This window comes from Brassicibacter mesophilus, from assembly GCF_050433385.1.
Taxonomy (GTDB): domain Bacteria; phylum Bacillota; class Clostridia; order Tissierellales; family Proteiniboraceae; genus Brassicibacter; species Brassicibacter mesophilus.
In genome coordinates, this window is record NZ_JBNPXI010000042.1 from 1 (window position 1) to 18,840 (window position 18,840).

General features: G+C 34.4%; 18 protein-coding genes. All 18 read left to right on the top strand.

Going from position 1 to position 18,840, the window contains the following annotated elements; translation table 11 throughout:
• The first annotated feature begins 236 nt into the window (after positions 1-236).
• The 18 genes from HNR33_RS22305 (at position 237) to lysS (ending at position 18,371) form a co-directional block, all read left to right on the top strand.
• The gene (locus HNR33_RS22305; RefSeq protein WP_429088149.1) at positions 237-1,487 is read left to right on the top strand and encodes a uracil-xanthine permease family protein; all 1,251 of its coding nucleotides are present in this window, start codon (positions 237-239) and stop codon (positions 1,485-1,487) included.
• A 373-nt stretch (positions 1,488-1,860) separates the two neighbouring features.
• Positions 1,861-3,540 carry an acyl-CoA mutase large subunit family protein gene (locus HNR33_RS22310; RefSeq protein WP_429088152.1) on the top strand — a complete coding sequence of 560 codons (1,680 nt, stop codon included), beginning with the start codon at positions 1,861-1,863 and terminating at the stop codon, positions 3,538-3,540.
• 50 nt (positions 3,541-3,590) lie between these two features.
• Positions 3,591-3,989 carry a cobalamin B12-binding domain-containing protein gene (locus HNR33_RS22315; protein ID WP_429088155.1) on the top strand — a complete coding sequence of 133 codons (399 nt, stop codon included), beginning with the start codon at positions 3,591-3,593 and terminating at the stop codon, positions 3,987-3,989.
• 27 nt (positions 3,990-4,016) lie between these two features.
• The gene (meaB, locus tag HNR33_RS22320; RefSeq protein ID WP_429088156.1) at positions 4,017-4,958 is read left to right on the top strand and encodes a methylmalonyl Co-A mutase-associated GTPase MeaB; all 942 of its coding nucleotides are present in this window, start codon (positions 4,017-4,019) and stop codon (positions 4,956-4,958) included.
• A gap of 48 nt (positions 4,959-5,006) precedes the next feature.
• Positions 5,007-5,408: a methylmalonyl-CoA epimerase gene (mce, locus tag HNR33_RS22325; RefSeq protein WP_429088159.1), complete on the top strand. Its 402-nt coding sequence runs from the start codon at positions 5,007-5,009 to the stop codon at positions 5,406-5,408.
• 22 nt (positions 5,409-5,430) lie between these two features.
• Complete coding sequence (locus tag HNR33_RS22330; RefSeq protein ID WP_429088161.1) at positions 5,431-6,978, top strand: acyl-CoA carboxylase subunit beta; 1,548 nt, start codon at positions 5,431-5,433, stop codon at positions 6,976-6,978.
• Between the two features lie 13 nt (positions 6,979-6,991).
• On the top strand, positions 6,992-7,351 hold the full coding sequence (locus tag HNR33_RS22335) for an OadG family protein (RefSeq protein WP_429088164.1): 360 nt from the start codon (positions 6,992-6,994) through the stop codon (positions 7,349-7,351).
• A gap of 41 nt (positions 7,352-7,392) precedes the next feature.
• On the top strand, positions 7,393-7,800 hold the full coding sequence (locus HNR33_RS22340) for a biotin/lipoyl-containing protein (RefSeq protein WP_429088167.1): 408 nt from the start codon (positions 7,393-7,395) through the stop codon (positions 7,798-7,800).
• Between the two features lie 35 nt (positions 7,801-7,835).
• Positions 7,836-9,014, top strand: coding sequence for a sodium ion-translocating decarboxylase subunit beta (locus tag HNR33_RS22345; protein WP_429088169.1), 1,179 nt, complete (start codon positions 7,836-7,838; stop codon positions 9,012-9,014).
• A 293-nt stretch (positions 9,015-9,307) separates the two neighbouring features.
• Complete coding sequence (locus tag HNR33_RS22350; RefSeq protein ID WP_429088172.1) at positions 9,308-10,294, top strand: biotin--[acetyl-CoA-carboxylase] ligase; 987 nt, start codon at positions 9,308-9,310, stop codon at positions 10,292-10,294.
• On the top strand, positions 10,287-11,252 hold the full coding sequence (locus HNR33_RS22355) for a P1 family peptidase (RefSeq protein ID WP_429088175.1): 966 nt from the start codon (positions 10,287-10,289) through the stop codon (positions 11,250-11,252). The genes HNR33_RS22350 and HNR33_RS22355 overlap by 8 nt, the downstream gene beginning before the upstream one ends.
• A 177-nt stretch (positions 11,253-11,429) precedes the next feature.
• Positions 11,430-12,200 (top strand): ECF transporter S component, encoded by a 771-nt coding sequence (locus tag HNR33_RS22360; protein WP_429088178.1) that lies wholly within the window; start codon positions 11,430-11,432, stop codon positions 12,198-12,200.
• A gap of 47 nt (positions 12,201-12,247) precedes the next feature.
• Positions 12,248-13,015 (top strand): type III pantothenate kinase, encoded by a 768-nt coding sequence (locus HNR33_RS22365; protein ID WP_429088181.1) that lies wholly within the window; start codon positions 12,248-12,250, stop codon positions 13,013-13,015.
• 95 nt (positions 13,016-13,110) lie between these two features.
• Positions 13,111-14,085: a tRNA dihydrouridine synthase DusB gene (gene dusB, locus HNR33_RS22370; RefSeq protein WP_429088184.1), complete on the top strand. Its 975-nt coding sequence runs from the start codon at positions 13,111-13,113 to the stop codon at positions 14,083-14,085.
• A 117-nt stretch (positions 14,086-14,202) separates the two neighbouring features.
• Positions 14,203-15,138 carry a quinate 5-dehydrogenase gene (locus tag HNR33_RS22375; protein ID WP_429088186.1) on the top strand — a complete coding sequence of 312 codons (936 nt, stop codon included), beginning with the start codon at positions 14,203-14,205 and terminating at the stop codon, positions 15,136-15,138.
• Between the two features lie 318 nt (positions 15,139-15,456).
• Entirely contained in the window at positions 15,457-16,149 is a 693-nt protein-coding gene (locus tag HNR33_RS22380; RefSeq protein ID WP_429088189.1) for a hypothetical protein, read from the top strand.
• A gap of 232 nt (positions 16,150-16,381) precedes the next feature.
• Complete coding sequence (greA, locus tag HNR33_RS22385; protein ID WP_429088190.1) at positions 16,382-16,858, top strand: transcription elongation factor GreA; 477 nt, start codon at positions 16,382-16,384, stop codon at positions 16,856-16,858.
• 28 nt (positions 16,859-16,886) lie between these two features.
• The gene (gene lysS, locus HNR33_RS22390; protein ID WP_429088193.1) at positions 16,887-18,371 is read left to right on the top strand and encodes a lysine--tRNA ligase; all 1,485 of its coding nucleotides are present in this window, start codon (positions 16,887-16,889) and stop codon (positions 18,369-18,371) included.
• Positions 18,372-18,840: the final 469 nt, after the last annotated feature.

The window sequence follows — 18,840 nt, forward strand, 5'->3', positions numbered from 1 at the left end:
ATACCATCAGCCCCAGCAATAGCCATAGCCCTTCACAATGCAGTAGGAGTAAGAATGCATCAAATACCATTAACCCCAGAAAGAGTCCTTAATGCGATAAAGGAGAAGAATCAACAGAAGTAGATTGTAAGAAAGAATATGTATCTAAAAAGGAATACTTAAGACGAAATCTTCACGTCGAATAACTAAAGTTGATTTTGTTACAAAAACAAAGGTAGAAGGAGGAATTTTAAAGAATGGAAACGACTGTTAGGCTTCAAGAACCTATTCGTGACGCGAGTAAGCTATCTGTACCTAAAAGACTTATTCTTGGATTACAGCATACGTTTACAATGTTTGGTGCAACTGTATTGGTACCAATAATTACTGGACTAGATGTATCTGTTACATTATTTATGGCAGGGGTTTGTACTCTTTTAAGTCATATGATAACAAAGAAAAGGGTGCCAGTTTTTCTAGGTTCATCATTTGCATATATTGCTCCAATGATAGCAGTTGCAGAAATGATAACTAAGCAAGGTGGAACAGATGGACTTGCATATGCTAGAGGCGGTGTAGTTGTAGCCGGGGGTATATACCTTATAATGGCTGGACTTATATATGTCTTTGGTGTAGAAAAGGTTGTAAGCTTTTTCCCTCCAGTAGTAACTGGACCTATGATTTTAGTTATAGGACTTAAGCTAGCACCTACTGCGGTAGGAATGGCATCAGGGAATTGGTCTCTAGCTGTAGTGAGCCTTACAGCTGTTATAATAGTATCCATATTTGGTAAAGGATTTTTACAGATTGTACCTGTAATAGTAGGCCTTGCTGCTGGATACATAGTGGCAGTTTTGACAGGAAATGTTGACTTCTCTGCGGTAGGACAAGCATCTTGGTTTGGAGTTCCAAACTTTGAAATGGCTAAATTTAGTTTAACAAGCATAATGATGGTTGCGCCAATAGCTCTCGCAACAGTAGTTGAACACATTGGAGACATAATAGCAATAGGTGCTACAGTGGAAGATGATTTTCTTAAAGATCCAGGTCTTCATAGAACTATGTTGGGAGATGCAATCTGTATACCATTGTCTGCGATGGTAGGTGGACCTGCTACAACAACTTATTCAGAAAATACAGGAGCTCTAGCTATAACTAGAGTATGGGATCCAATGATAATGAGAATTGCAGCTGTGTTTGCCATAATACTAGGTGGAGTACCAAAGCTTGCAGCAGTAATTAGCTCAATCCCTACATCAGTTGTTGGTGGAATATCAATAGTACTGTTTGGAATGATAGCTTCAATTGGAGCTAGAACACTGATTGAAAATAAAGTAGATTTTACTCAGTCAAGAAATCTTATAATTTCTGCAGTAATATTAGTATTAGGTCTTGGCGGAGCAGCGCTTCCAATTAATATTGGTGGAGCAAACCTAGTTTTAGAAGGTATGGCGTTAGCAGCTATAATAGGAATAGTATTGAATAAAGTACTTCCACAGGCAAGATGATTGCTATATAAATATATGAACTTTAAAATCTAAATATCGAATGTAAACTTAGGGCTATATCTTTGTATATAGCCCCAATTAATTAAGTAAAATTATCATTCAATAACCAAATATTAAAAAAATTTAAAATATTATATCAAACATTTGAGAGGAATAAGTTCCTTAGTGCCGAATAAACTAAACAAGGATATGCAATAATTATTTCAAACCCATAAAAAAATTGAAATAATTATTGCAAAAAATATCTTAGTATAATAGTCTATAAATGAGTAGAAAAAATGTTTTTACAATGATAAAAGTTAACAAAAATAAAATCAAAATATAGTAAATTGTTACACTTAAAAATAGTCTATTATAGACAAGGAGGCTTAAAATGTTTGATAATGAAAAGTTAAGCAAGTACAAAGAGTCCAAAGCAAAGTGGGAAGAAACTAAGCTTCAAAAAACTCTTTCAAAAGCACCAGAAAGAAAAGAAGAATTTACAACTGGTTCTGGTGAAGTGGTTAAAAGACTTTATAGCCCAGAAGATATTGAGTACTTAGACTATGACAATGAACTTGGATATCCAGGTCAATATCCTTATACAAGAGGGGTTCAGCCTACAATGTATAGAGGTAGGCTATGGACAATGAGAATGTATGCAGGATTTGCTACAGCTGAAGAGTCAAATAAAAGATATAAATACTTGGTAGAGCAGGGATCTACAGGATTATCTGTAGCTATGGATCTACCAACTCAGATAGGATACGATTCAGATCATCCACTAGCTGAAGGTGAAGTTGGAAAAGTTGGAGTTGCTATAGATTCTCTTGAAGATATGGAGATTCTTTTTGACGGAATTCCTTTAGATAAAGTAAGTACTTCTATGACTATAAATGCTCCTGCAGCAGTTTTACTAGCCATGTATATTGCCGTGGCTGAAAAACAGGAAGTGTCTTCAGATAAACTAAGAGGAACAATACAAAATGATATTTTAAAAGAATATATAGCTCGTGGAACTTATATATTTCCAGTAGAGCCTTCAATGAGACTTATAACTAATATTTTTGAGTACTGTTCAAAGCATGTGCCAAAATGGAATACGATAAGTATATCAGGATACCATATAAGAGAAGCTGGCTCAACCGCAGCTCAAGAAGTAGGATTCACTCTTGCAGACGGAATTGCATACGTTGACGCTGCAATTAAGGCAGGACTTGATGTAGATACATTTGCACCTAGACTTTCATTCTTCTTTAATTCACATAATGACTTGTTAGAAGAAGTTTCAAAGTTTAGAGCAGCTAGAAGATTATGGGCTAAAATAATGAAAGAAAGATATGGAGCAAAAGACCCTAAATCAATGGCACTCAAATTCCATACACAAACTGGCGGATCAACACTTACAGCACAGCAGCCAGATAATAATATAGTTCGTGTAGCAATACAAACACTTGCTGCAGTTCTAGGTGGTACGCAATCGCTTCATACTAATTCAAGAGATGAGGCGTTAGCATTGCCAACAGAGGATTCAGTTAGAATAGCTCTTAGAACACAGCAAATAGTTGCACATGAAAGCGGTGTAACTGATACTGTTGACCCATTAGCAGGCTCATATTATATAGAAGCTAAAACTAAAGAAATTGAAGATAAGGCTATGGAGTATATCAATAAGATTGATGATCTTGGTGGAGCTCCAAAAGCAATTGAAGTAGGATATATTCAACATGAAATCATGGATTCTGCATACTATTATCAAAAAGAAATCGAGACAGGTAAAAGAATAGTTGTTGGTATGAATAAATATCAAATCGAAGAAGAAGCACCAAAAGGTTTGCTTAAAGTTGACCCAGCAGTTGGGGAGCTTCAAAAGAAAAAGCTTTCTGAGCTAAAAGAAAGAAGAGATAACGATCTAGTACAACATAAGCTTGAAGAATTAAGAAAAGCTTGCGAAGGCGATGAAAATGTAATGCCTTATATTTTAGAGGCTGTTAAAGCTTATGGTACTTTAGGCGAAATCTGTGGTGTTATGAGAGAGGTATTTGGCGAGTATCAACAATCAGTAATAATATAGTCAATTAAAATACACTTAATATTATTGAAGTATAGAAGGAGGAAATCCAATTGGATAGACTAATAAGAGTTTTAATTGCAAAACCTGGACTTGATGGACATGATAGAGGTGCAAAAGTTATTGCAAGAGCTTTAAGAGAAGCAGGGATGGAAGTTATATATACAGGATTAAGGCAAACACCAGAACAAATAGTGGCTGCTGCTATACAGGAAGATGTTGATGTAGTAGCTATGAGTATATTATCAGGTGCTCATAATCACCTTTTTCCAAAGGTTGTTCAACTAATGAAAGCAGAAGGTGCTGATGATGTATTAATTATAGGAGGAGGAGTAATTCCAGATGATGATATTCCTGGCCTTAAGGCTGCAGGGATAGCAGAGATATTTACTCCTGGGACCCCAACATCAGTAACTATTGATTATATAAGAGACAACGTAAAGAGAAAATAATGATTGCAATATTAGGTGGTGTTTGATTTGGAACTTACCAGAAGGCTGTTAAATGGAGATAAGAGAGCTTGTGCTCGCCTTATCTCTATAGTCGAAAATGACGAAATACAGTCAGCTAAAATAATAAAAGAGATATATAAATACACAGGTAAGGCACATGTAATAGGTATAACAGGTCCTCCAGGGGGAGGCAAAAGTACGTTAACTGATAAGCTAGCGAAAGAACTTAGAAAAAGAGACAAAAAAGTTGCCATAATAGCTGTTGATCCTACAAGTCCTTTTACAGGTGGTGCTATATTAGGAGATAGGATAAGAATGCAAGATTTAGCTACTGATCCTGGCGTATTCATAAGAAGTATGGGAACAAGAGGGTATCTTGGAGGATTGTCTAAGGCTACTCAAAGTGCTATAAAGATATTGGATGTTTATGGTGCGGATTATATATTTGTAGAGACAGTTGGCGTTGGTCAATCAGAGGTTGATATCGTTAAAACTGCTGATACAGTTGTTATGGTTATGGTTCCCGGATTAGGCGATGATATACAAGCTATAAAGGCAGGAGTAATGGAAATTGGAGATATATTTGCTATAAATAAAAGTGACCTAGATGGTGCTGGAAGAACTGCGGCCGAGGTTAAAGCCATGCTTGATTTAAGTCAAAACAAAGAGTATAGACCACCAGTAGTGCAAGTAATAGCAAGCAAGAACAAAGACGTAGATATTTTATTGGATGAAATACTAAAACACATGGAAGACATGGAATCAGCTGGAAAGCTTCAAGAGAGAAGAGAAAAGAACGCTAGGATGGAAATAATAAAACTAGTAGAGATTGAAATCATGAGAATGATACTTAATAAAGCTGATGCGGGAGATACTTTAGATGCAATTTCAAAAGATGTAGCACTAAGGAATGTTGACCCATATAGTGCTTGTGAACAATTGATTAATTTAATCAATAAAAATATATAGCTTGTAGTGGTATATGAATGTTTTTGAAAAATCAAGAGGAGGAGTATTATGGTTAAAAAAGTGGATCATATTGGAGTAGCAGTCAGTAACCTTGAGGATGCATTAAAGTTCTATCAAGAAGTAATGGGGTTAAATTTGCATGGAATAGAAGTAGTTGAAGAACAAAAAGTAAAGGTAGCATTTCTTCCTATAGGAGATACTGAAATTGAACTATTAGAATCAACTGATAAAGAAGGCCCTATAGCAAAATATATTGAGAAAAAGGGTGAAGGAATACAACATATTGCGTATAGAGTAGATAACATAGAAGAAGCTCTTAACGAGATGAGAAGCAAAGGAATTAGATTAATAGATGAAAAGCCGCGATATGGTGCTGGTGGAGCTAAAATAGCGTTTTTACACCCCAAAAGTACATATGGTGTGTTAATTGAACTTTGTCAAAGAGACTAGTGAAAACAAAGGAGGGTCACTTATGGCTAACAGTAAAATAGAACAATTACGCTCTATGAAAGAAAAGATACACGAAGGTGGCGGGAAAGCCAAAATAGAAAAGCAGCATGCCCAAGGAAAACTAACAGCAAGAGAAAGAATAAACCTATTATTCGATGAAGGAAGCTTTATCGAAATAGATGCATTTATAGAGCATAGGTCAACTAATTTTGGAATGGATAAAACGAAAGCACCAGGCGAAGGAGTAGTATCAGGATACGGTACAGTAGATGGACGATTAGTATTTGCATATGCACAAGACTTTACAGTATTAGGCGGATCATTAGGAGAAATGCATGCAGCAAAAATAACAAAAGTTCAGGAAATGGCAATAAAAATGGGAGCACCAATCGTAGGAATCAATGACTCAGGAGGAGCAAGAATACAAGAAGGAGTAGATGCATTATCAGGATATGGAGACATATTCTACAATAACACGAAAGCATCAGGAGTAGTACCACAGATATCAGTAATACTAGGCCCATGTGCTGGAGGCGCAGTATACTCACCAGCACTAACAGACTTTATACTAATGGTAGACAACACAAGTAAAATGTTCATAACAGGGCCACAAGTAATAAAAACAGTAACAGGAGAAGACGTATCAGCAGAAAGTCTAGGAGGAGCAATGACACACAACAAAATAAGTGGAGTAGCACACTTCATAGACAAAAGCGAAGAAGAATGCGTACAGACAATAAAGAAGCTATTAAGCTTCCTACCATCAAACAATCTAGAAGATGCACCAGTATTTCATAGCACAGACGACATAAACAGACTAGAAGAAAAGCTAAACAATATAATACCAGACAATCCAAACAAGCCATATGACATAAAAGAAATAATCGCAACACTAGCAGACAATACAGAATTCTTCGAAGTACAGCCATACTATGCCCAAAACATAGTAACAGGCTTCATAAGACTAAATGGCAAGTCAGTAGGAGTAATAGCAAACCAACCAAAAATATTAGCAGGGTGTCTAGACATAAATGCCTCAGACAAAGCAGCAAGATTCATAAGAACATGCGATTCATTTAACATACCATTACTAACACTAGTAGACGTACCAGGATTTCTTCCAGGAACAGACCAAGAATACGGAGGAATCATAAGACACGGAGCAAAAATGCTATTTGCATACAGTGAAGCAACAGTGCCAAAAGTAACAGTAATACTAAGAAAAGCATACGGAGGAGCATATATAGCAATGTGCAGCAGACACTTAAAAGCAGACATAGTATTAGCATGGCCAAATGCAGAAATAGCAGTAATGGGACCAGAAGGAGCAGCAAACATAATATTCAAAAAAGACATAGAAAAAGCAGAAGATGCACTAGCAACAAGAGCAGAAAAGATACAAGAATACAGAGAAACAGTAGCAAGTCCATATATAGCAGCAGCAAGAGGATATATAGACGACGTAATAGAGCCAATGACAACAAGACAAAGAATAATAAGCTCATTTGACATGCTATCAAGCAAGAGAGAAAGCCTTCCAGCTAAAAAGCATGGAAATATGCCTTTATAAAGAGGTGATATAGATGAATCTAACAGACGGAGTATCAATAAACGAAGCGTTGATAATCACACTATTTAGTATGGGGTTAGTATTTGTAACACTGCTAACAATATCATTAATACTAGATGGATTTAGAGCAGTATTCCATAAAAAAGGACCACAGAAAAAAGAAGAAAAAGCACAACAGCCCCCTGTAAAAAAAGAGGCGCCAATAGTAGAAACAGAAGAAGACGAAGAATTAATAGCAGTAATAACAGCAGCAATAGCTTCAAGTCTATCAAAAACAACAAGCGATATAGTAGTAAAAAACATCCAAAGAGTACCACAAAATACACCAGCGTGGGCTAAAGTAGGTAGACAAGAACAATTTAACATAAAATAAAAAACAACTTAAAATATTACATTCCTTAAGGAGGCATTAATATGAAAAAGTTTATCGTAAATGTGAACGGAAAAAGCTATGAAGTAGAAGTAGAAGAAATAGGACAAAGTGCACCATCCCAAACAATAAGCACTCCAGCACCACAACCAAAAGTTGAGACCAAACCACAGCAAAGAGCGCCACAGCCAAAGCCAGAAGTAAAAAAAGAAGTTCAAAGTGCACCAGTACCACAAGGAGCAGAAACAGTAGAAGCACCAATGCCAGGAACCGTTCTAGATATAAAAGTGAACCAAGGAGATACAGTAACAGAAGGTCAAGTATTAGTTATACTTGAAGCAATGAAGATGGAAAATGAAATAGTTGCACCAAGAAGCGGAAAAGTATCAGCCATAAACACATCAAAAGGTTCATCAGTTAACGCAGGGGATCCACTAGTTTCTCTTGAATAGAAGCAAAACTAAATTCGAAAGAGAGGTATAACTAAATGCTTTTAGATATATTAAAAGAATTTTGGACAAGCACAGGCTTTGTATCACTTACAGGCAAGCATATAATAATGATAATAGTAGCATTCGTACTATTGTACCTAGCAATAAAGAAAAACTATGAACCACTACTACTAATTCCCATTGCATTTGGTATGCTGCTAGTAAACCTGCCACTAGGAGGGTTAATGTCTGAGCCAGTAGTACAAATAGTCAGAGACCCAAACACAGGGGAGTTAGTATCAGAGACAAAACAGCTAGGCGGACTATTATACTATCTATACCAAGGAGTAAAAAAAGGAATATATCCACCATTAATATTCCTAGGAGTAGGAGCAATGACAGACTTTGGACCACTAATAGCAAACCCTAGAAGCATACTATTAGGAGCAGCAGCCCAGTTTGGAATATTCTTTACATTCATAGGAGCAATCCTACTAAAGTTTACAGGACCAGAAGCAGCTTCAATAGGAATCATAGGAGGAGCAGACGGACCAACAGCACTATACTTAACAAGTCAGTTAGCAGACCATTTACTAGGACCAATAGCAGTAGCAGCATACTCATACATGGCATTAGTACCAATTATACAGCCGCCAATAATGAGAGCATTAACAACAGAAAAAGAAAGAAAAGTAAAAATGGATCAGCTAAGACCAGTATCAAAAGTAGAAAAGATTATATTTCCAATATTAGTAGCAACATTCTGTATACTACTACTTCCATCATCAGCACCACTAATAGGGATGCTAATGTTTGGAAACCTATTAAGAGAATCAGGAGTAGTAGAAAGACTATCAAAAGCAGCACAAAATGAGTTAAACAATATAGTAGTAATCTTCCTAGGAATAACAGTAGGAGCAACAGCAACAGCAGAACAATTCCTAGCATGGAATACACTAAAGATTATAGGCTTAGGGCTAATAGCATTCTCAATAGGAACAGCAACAGGAGTAATATTCGGAAAGATAATGTACAAGACATCAGGAGGAAAAGTAAATCCACTAATAGGGGCAGCAGGAGTATCAGCAGTACCAATGGCAGCAAGAGTAGTGCAAAAAGAAGGACAAAAATACAACCCTTCAAACTTCCTACTAATGCATGCAATGGGACCAAACGTAGCAGGAGTAATAGGCTCTGCAATAGCAGCAGGAGCTTTACTAATGTTCTTTAAATAATAAATATTAAGGACAGTACATAGACCGTACTGTCCTTTTTAGTATTACTATTATATTGAATATTAATAAAAAAGAGCATTGGTGATATGAAGATTTTTTCGTCTCTTTAGCTTAGTTTTCTTAACAAAATCTTATAAGCATTCTATTATTTTTTTATTAATATTCATTTTTTGACAATGATTGCTTATATATATCTTTAAAAAACTAGCGAGTTGTGATTAAATGTTAAATATAAAGTGAAACTTCTTTTATAGCTTATATTATTAAAGCTTATTATAGGGAGGCTATTTAACTTGAAAGATAAAATATTAAGAGTTTTAAGAGATAATAAAGGAGAGTTTGTTTCTGGGCAGCAGATAAGTGATGTTCTAAATGTGAGTCGTACTGCTGTTTGGAAATATATTAATGTATTAAAAGAGGATGGATATGATATAGAATCAATATCAAGAAAGGGTCATAGGCTAGTAGCATCGCCAGATACACTAACCTATATCGAAGTATCTGAACATCTAGCTACAAAATATATAGGTAGAGAGATAATACACTTTGATTGCATAGACTCAACAAATATAAAAGCAAAAGAACTGGCTTCTAAAGGATGCGATGACGGGACGGTAGTCATATCTGAGCAACAAACTAGCGGCAGAGGAAGATTAGGACGAAGCTGGGTGTCGCCTAAAGGTAAAGGAATTTGGATGTCTGTTGTCCTCAGACCAGAGATTAATCCTACTGATGCTACAAAGATTACACAAATAGGGGCAGCAGCAGTATGGGAAGCTATGAACAGCTTAGGCATAATTGCTTACATAAAGTGGCCAAACGATATAGTGATAAATGGTAAAAAGGTATGTGGCATACTTACAGAAATGAGCGGAGAATTGAACAGATTAAACTATTTAGTTATAGGAATAGGAATCAACGTCAATATAGATGGAGATAGCTTTTCTGAAGAGGTGAATAAAGTTGCGACATCTATAAAACAAGAAATTGGGAGAGAGGTTCCAAGAAGAGAATTAGTGGCTATGATATTGAACAAATTTGAAGAACTGTATGAAGAATTGGTTAATCATGGAACTATAAAGAAGTCTATAAAAATCTGTAGAGAAAACTCTATTTTGATAGGCAAAAAAATAAAAATAATATCTAAAGAGCAAGAAGTAGAAAGAAAAGCAATAGGGATAAATGACGAAGGTCAACTATTAATAGAAGATGATATGGGGAATGTTTCACCACTGATATCAGGAGAAGTTTCTGTAAGGGGAGTGTATGGGTATGTATAGTGGATATATAACTGATGTACCTGGAATTAAGGTTGGACATGAACAAAGCGTTGAAGGAATGACTGGGTGCACTGTAATATTATGTGATAAAGGTGCAGTTGCAGGTGTAGATGTAAGAGGCTCGGCTCCAGGAACAAGAGAAACTGATTTACTTAGTCCTGAGAAACTCGTAGACAAGGTTCATGGTATTGTGCTATCTGGAGGAAGTGCTTTTGGGTTAGATGCTTGCTCTGGGACAATGAAATGTTTAGAGGAGAGAGATATTGGTTTTGATGTAGGAGTTACTAAGGTTCCAATAGTCTGTGGGGCAGTTATATTTGATTTAAACATCGGAAACCATAAGATAAGACCTGATTATCAAATGGGATATAATGCGTGCCTTAATGCCTCTGCAGTGGAAAATAGGCAGGGAAATATAGGCTGTGGTATGGGAGCGACTGTAGGGAAAATTTTAGGGCCTGAAAATGCGATGAAATCCGGATTAGGAAGTGCAAGCATTAAGATAGGAGATGTATGGGTTGCAGCCATAGTAGCAGCTAATAGTTATGGAGATGTATATGATTATAAAACAAATCAATTGTTAGCAGGAGTAATAGATAATAATTCAAAGACATTACTAAATACTTATGAACTAATGAAAAGTGATGGAAAAACAGCAGGATTTCCTATGAGAAATACTACAATAGGAGTAGTAGCTACAAATGCTTTATTGACTAAAGCCTATGCTAATAAAGTAGCTCAAATGGGTCAGAATGGATTAGCAAGATCTATAAATCCTATTCATACTATGCTCGATGGAGATACAGTTTTTACAATGTCCACAGGCGAAATAGAAGCAGATGTAAATTTGATTGGGACACTAGCGAGTGAGGTTATGTCTATGGCTATTACAAATGCAATTAAGCATGCAGAAAGCTATAATGGAATAATAGCATGGAAAGATTTAAAGAAATATTAAAATATGTTAAGAAAGAATAGAAAACTTAAAGATAGTATTGAATATATATAATATACCTGTTAGAATAAAAAGGTAAAAAAGCCAGTATCCTTTTGGAGCTGGACTATGCTACACAAAGTTTTTATTATTAAAAAACGACTGGTATCCATTTTGGAACTAGAGCGGGAGGCGATGTAAATGTTAAAAATCAGTTCAAAGCCATCTTATTCAGTTAAGAGGCTGACAATCGTGGGCGTGTTAGGAGCAATTTCGGCTGTATTGGGAATGACTCCTATAGGGTTTATTCCGGTAGGACCTACTAGTGCCACGATAATGCATATTCCAGTAATTATTGGAGCAATACTTGAAGGACCTGTTGTAGGAATGTTAGTTGGTCTTATATTCGGAATCTTTAGCTTAATTAGGGCTATAACAGCTCCTACAGTAATTTCACCAGTTTTTTATAATCCATTAGTCTCTATTCTTCCAAGAGTATTGATAGGCTTAACAGCATATTATTCTTTTATTTTGTTTAAAAAGCTAGATAAGAAAATTTCTGTAATTACTTTAGCTGCTGTTTGGATTTCTTCAATATTATACTTGGGGAATAGCTTCGTGAATCAAATTAGTCAGTATGGTGCAGGTTCAGTGGGGTTATGGGAGGTAATTTTAAGTGGATTGCTAATCGTCGCGTCACTATCTATTGGATATTTTTCTTACAAAAAGTTTAAAAAACAGGCTATAGAAGTAGTACTTTCGGCTGCAATTGGAACACTGACAAATACAGTAGGAGTACTAGGCATGATATATATTTTTTACGGTAAGTGGTTTGTAGAGAAGGTTGGAGGAGACACTGCTCTAGTAGGAAAGGTAATAATGGGTATAGGTGTTGCCAACGGTATACCTGAAGTAATAATTGCTATGCTTATTGTAACCAGTGTTGTTATGGGCGTAAGAAAACAATTATAGTAGATGAAATAAGAACAAATTTAAAAACTTAAAGAGAAGGTGGACTAATGATTTTAGTTTTTGATGTTGGCAATACTAATATAGTTTTAGGAGTATACCAAGAGAAAAAACTCTTGAATGATTGGAGAATATCTACTGACAGAGAAAAAACATCAGATGAATATGGACTTATAATTGATCAATTATTTAAATATAATAAAGTTGATATTGAAGATATAGAGGCTGTAATTATATCATCCGTAGTGCCGACCCTAATGTATTCTCTACAGGCTATGAGCATTAAATACTTTAAGAAGGAGCCTTTGATTGTTGGGCCTGGCATAAAAACAGGTATCAACATAAAATATGATAATCCAAAGGAAGTTGGTGCGGATAGAATAGTTAATGCTGTTGCTGCATATGAGAAACATGGCGGACCACTAGTAGTTGTTGATTTTGGTACAGCCACAACATTTTGTGCTATTTCAAAAGAAGGAGATTATTTAGGCGGGGTTATATCACCAGGTATAAAAATATCTAGTGAAGCATTAGTTCTAAGAACTGCAAAATTGCCAAAAGTTGAGCTTGTTAAGCCAAAGGAAGTCATAAATAAAAATACTATAAATAGTATGCAGTCTGGAATAATATATGGATATGTAGGGCTTGTGGACTATATTGTAAATAAGATGAAGCTAGAAATACCTGGCGAAGTAAAAGAAGTTGTAGCAACAGGTGGACTGTCTACGTTAATAGCCAGTGAATCTACTACTATAACTAAAATAGATAAATTGCTAACACTAGAAGGATTAAGAATAATTTATGAGAAAAACAAGTAGCGAAAGCTACTTGTTTTTCTATAGATGCGGTTGTTTTGAAAACTGAAGTATATGTGTATAATATAAATATTATATAAATAAGCAGGAGTGATTAAATGAAGATAGGCAACATAGTTTTAGATAACAATGTATTTTTGGCACCAATGGCTGGAGTTACTGATCTAGCATTTAGGTTGATATGTAAGGAGTTAGATGCAGGTCTAGTATATACAGAGATGGTAAGCAGTAAAGGGCTTTATTTTGACGATAAGAAAACACAGGAGCTTATGGCTATTGAACAGAGAGAAAGGCCTGTAGCGTTACAGATATTTGGCTCAGATCCTAAGATTATGCATCAAGTTACAATGGAAAAATTAAATCAAAGAGAAGACATAGATATTATTGATATAAATATGGGTTGTCCAACTCCTAAAATAGTTAAGAATGGTGATGGAAGTGCACTAATGAAAGATCCAATTCTTGCAGGGCAAGTGACAAAGGCGGTTGTTAAAGCTTCAAACAAGCCCGTTACAGTGAAAATAAGAATGGGATGGGATGACAACAGTATAAACGCAATAGAAGTTGCAAAAATAATAGAAGAAGCTGGAGCCGCGGCTGTGACTATACATGGTAGAACTAGAGAACAATTTTATACAGGAACAGCTAATTGGGAAATTATTAAACAAGTAAAGAAAAATATATCTATACCAGTCATAGGAAACGGAGATGTTTTTGAGCCTGAAGATGGGAAAAGGATGATAGATGAAACAGGCTGTGATGCCATAATGATAGGTAGGGGAAGTAGAGGGAATCCATGGATATTTAACAGAACGGTTGCTTTATTAAAAAATGGTGAAAAAATTCAAATGCCATCAAATTCACAGAGAATAAAAATATGTATTAGACATTTCGAACTATTATGTAGCTTAAAAGGTGATAGAGTCGCAGTGAAAGAAATGAGAAAACATATAGCTTGGTATATAAAAGGAATGAGAAACTCTGCAGAGATGCGTAATAAGATTAATACTATTCTAACTAAAGCAGAGCTTATAGAAGAACTTCATAAATTTGCTGAAAATATTTTGGATTAAAGTAATTAGGTTTAGAAGTCTTTCAAAAAGGTTTTTAAGCCTTTTATTTACCAAATATACAAAAAGTGCTAATATATATTTAGTCGGGATAAATTTGCAGATGAACGGAGGTTAATTATGAAAAGAGTAGTTAGTGTAAGCATAGGCTCATCAAAACGGAACCACAGTGTAAACGTAAATATATTAGAAGAAGAGTTTACAGTTGAAAGAATAGGAACAGATGGAGATAAAGACAAAGCTATAGCTATGATAAAAGAACTAGATGGAAAAGTTGATGCATTTGGGTTAGGAGGAATAGATATATATCTAAGGTGCAAGGATAAAAGCTATACTATTAAAGATTCTATTCCTTTAAAAAATGCTGCTGATAAAACTCCGGTTGTAGATGGAACATTTTTAAAGGATACTTTAGAAAGAAGAGTTATAAGATATATAAATAAAGAAGGTATAATAGATTTAAAACGGAAGAAAGTACTAATAACTTCGGCTCTAGATAGATATGGAATGGCGGAAGCGTTTGAAGAGGCAGGAAGTATTGTGACATATGGTGATGTTATTTTTGCATTAGGAATACCTTTTAGGGTTAAGTCATATAATACCTTATACAATATTGCCAAAATAGTTGCTCCTATAGCTGTTAAGTTACCTTTTGAGATGCTGTATCCTACTGGCAAAAAACAAGAGAATACAACTGAAAGTAAGCTTTCTAAATTTTATTTAGATGCAGATGTAGTGGCTGGAGATTACCTGTATATAAAGAAACACATGCCTAAGGATATGAAAGGAAAAGTTATTATTACTAATACAATAACAGCTAGTGATGTAGAAGATTTAAGGAATAGAGGAGTTGAATTACTAGTTACTACAACACCTGAATTAGAAGGAAGATCTTTCGGAACTAATGTTATGGAAGCAATGATTGTTGCAATCGCAGGTAAGAAACCAGAAAATATGACAAGTAAAGACTTTGAAGAAATATTAGACAGGTTAGACTTTACGCCAAGGGTAGAGTTTCTTCAACAAAATCATTTTGAGAAAGTAGCAGGGAAATAATCAAATAAAGGGGGACTGGGATGTCAGGGTGAATTTATATACATTATAGATCCTATACTTTATAAAACTTACTTAAAGAAAGGCTTTTATAAGTATATACCTGAAAGACTACTTACTAGATATCAGCTGAACATAAAGCCTAGAAGAGTATGTGAATATATAGATAAAAATGACAATACAATAAAGGGCTATGGGTTAGGTATTTTTATTTCATATGAAAATGTATCTAAGCAAGACTATATATCAAGAATAATTTATGGGATCAATTTTACTAAAACAGAGGATACAGTAAACATCATACTAGAGGACACGTATAAATTGAGTGAGTCTGAATATAATGAAATTGAATCTCAGTGTAATCTTAAAATATTTAATGGGAGAAAAAAGGTAATAGATTGTATTGTCAATTCTATTAAAAAAATATGCTCTATAAGAAAAAGTGAGCTTAAAGAACATGACGTTTTAATAATAAGTGATGATACTGAAGATACTAAGAAGATAGTATTAGAATTATCAAACGAAATTAAATTTTTAACTATACTAGGAAATAATAAAGAATACATAAGCGAACTAGAGAAGCTAGTATTACTAGAGACAGGTTTATCAATTCACTCAACCAGCAATGTAAGTAGGACATTAACAAATTATGATTTTATAATTTTTATGCAAGATTGTACAGATACAGATATAGATATAAATAGAATAAGAAAAAAGACAATAGTTATTGATGCAAGTCCATATAAAAAAATAAGTAGGATTATAGAAAATAAAAGAAGAGACTTACTAGTTATAAATGATTTTATTTTTATGAACATGGGAAATATATTTAGTAGGCCAGAAGAGTTTAGTTTTAAAAGAGAGATTAACTCATATATATATGAAGCTTTAGATTGCCAGTATAGAAATGAGTTTATCAAAATAAATATTAATGGCAAAAAATACACATTGGATAGTGCATTGCGTCTATATACTGGTAAGAATCGCAACATGTCAGTTTTTAGGGAGAAATAACTTTTTTAAACCTGTTATATACTCTTGACAACGTTGGCCTACTAAATTATAATAATCATCATAAATAAATGGTAAGCACTGTAAGTAACTTACGGTGCTTATTGTTTAACATAGATGAAGCTATTTATTTGATATAATCATACTTTAATTATAATAAACAGAAAAAAATATATTCATGAACATACTACAAATGATAGGACTTATTTAATATTATCAAAAAGGAGAGAGGGTAATGGCAGAAAAAGAGATTTTCTTAACTGTAGAGGGATTAGCGAAGATAGAGGAAGAATTGGAAACATTAAAAACTGTCAGAAGAAAAGAAGTAGCAGAAAGAATAAAACAAGCATTAGCTTTTGGAGATATAAGTGAAAACTCAGAATATGATGAAGCAAAAAACGAGCAGGCATGGGTTGAAGAAAGAATTGCAAAATTAGAAAGAACACTTAGAAATGCTAGAGTTATAGATGATGAGGATATATCTATTGAAGTCGTGAGCATAGGCTCTAAAGTAACCGTTAAAGATATTGAGTTTGATGAAGAACTTAAATATACAATCGTAGGTTCTGCTGAAGCAGATCCTTATGAAGGAAAGATTTCTAACGAGTCTCCAGTGGGTAGAACTTTAATAGGAAGAAAGGCAGGCGAAATTGTAGAGGTACAAGTACCAGATGGAGTAATTAAATATGAAATCCTTTCTATAGACAGATAAATTAGATGTAATTAGGAGGGTGTGTCAAATGATGAATGAGGAAAACAACCTTAACGAAATGCTTCTTTTGAGAAGAGAAAAGCTATCAAAACTCAGAGAAATGGGCAAAGATCCATTCAAAATAGAAAAATATGACGTGACTAATTATAGCCAGCATATTAAAGATAATTTTGAGGAACTTGAAGGTAAAAAAGTGAGTATTGCTGGTAGAATTATGTCCAAGAGAGGTCAAGGAAAAGTTGGATTTTATGATGTACAAGATAGTCAAGGCAGAATACAACTTTTTGCTAAACAGGATTTATTAGGGCAGGAAGAATATGAGCTATTAAAGACCCACGACATTGGAGATATTGTAGGGGTTAAAGGTGAAGTGTTTAAAACTAAAATGGGTGAGATTTCAGTAAAAGCAGAAGAAATTTCTTTACTATCAAAATCTTTACAAATCCTTCCTGAAAAATGGCATGGCTTAAAGGACCCTGAATTAAGATATAGACAACGATATGTAGATTTAATAGTGAATCCTGAAGTTAAAGAAGCTTTCTTAAAAAGAAATAAAATAATAAAAGCAATAAGAAGATTTTTGGATGAGAGAGGGTACTTAGAAGTAGAAACGCCAATACTTACTACTGTTGCTGGTGGAGCAGCAGCAAGACCTTTCCTTACTCATCATAATACATTAGATATAGATATGCAGTTAAGAATAGCAAATGAGCTTTATTTAAAAAGACTTATAGTTGGTGGATTTGATAAGGTTTATGAGATGGGAAAAATGTTTAGAAATGAAGGTATATCTGTTAAGCACAACCCAGAGTTTACGAATATTGAGCTTTATGCTGCTTATGAAGACTATGAATCTATGATGGAGATAACTGAAAACTTAGTAGCTTATTGTGCTGAGGAAGTTAATGGGAGTACAGTTATCAGCTATCAAGGAAAAGAGATAGATTTTAAGCCACCATGGAAAAGAGTATCTATGCATGATATGGTTAAAGAAAAGACTGGTGTTGATTTTTATGCCATAGAAAGTGATGAAGAGGCAAGAAAGGTTGCAAAAGAACAATTACATTTAGATGTTGAAAAAAATATGACAAGAGGACATCTTGTAAATTTAGCATTTGAAGAGTTTTGCGAAAAAGATTTAGTGCAGCCTACATTTGTATTACATCATCCAGTTGAAGTATCTCCATTGGCTAAAAGAAATCCAGACAATCCACTGATTACAAATAGATTTGAAGCTTTTGCTAATACTTGGGAGATAGCCAATGCATTTTCAGAGCTTAATGATCCAATAGATCAAAAAGAGAGATTTGAAGAGCAACTTAGACAGAAAGAAGCTGGTGATGAAGAAGCACATCCAATGGATGAAGATTTTATTAATGCTATTGAAGTTGGACTACCTCCAACTGGCGGGTTAGGAATAGGTGTTGATAGATTAATAATGCTTCTAACAGACTCTGCATCTATTAGAGATATTATTTTCTTCCCAACAATGAAGCCTATAGATAATAAGTAGAATTATATAAGTACGAATTGTAGCGATAATCGGTTATTAAGAATTAGTGTATTAATTGTTGATTTTTAGATATAATATCAGTATAAAAGCTATAAGGGTATGATAGTGATTGAAAGATTTCTATCATACCCTTTGAATTTTCCATATATCACCATTGACTCAAGGGGTATAGGCATGATATAGTAATCTTTGTCGTCAAGACAGGAAACATAACAGAGAAACAAAAGAGAAAAAGAAATTCAAAAAAACAGTTGACATAATGTCGAAAATCTGATATAGTAGTAAAAGTCGTCACTAAGCGACAACGTAACAAAAGTAAGATAAAAAAGCACTTGACACAAGGAAATAAAAGTGTTAAGATAATAAAGCTGATGTTTGGTCTTTGAAAACTGAACAGTGAAAAGACAAGTTTAATAACAGCAAAGCTGTTAAAACAACTTATGAATTAACGTCAACGTTAATACATTTG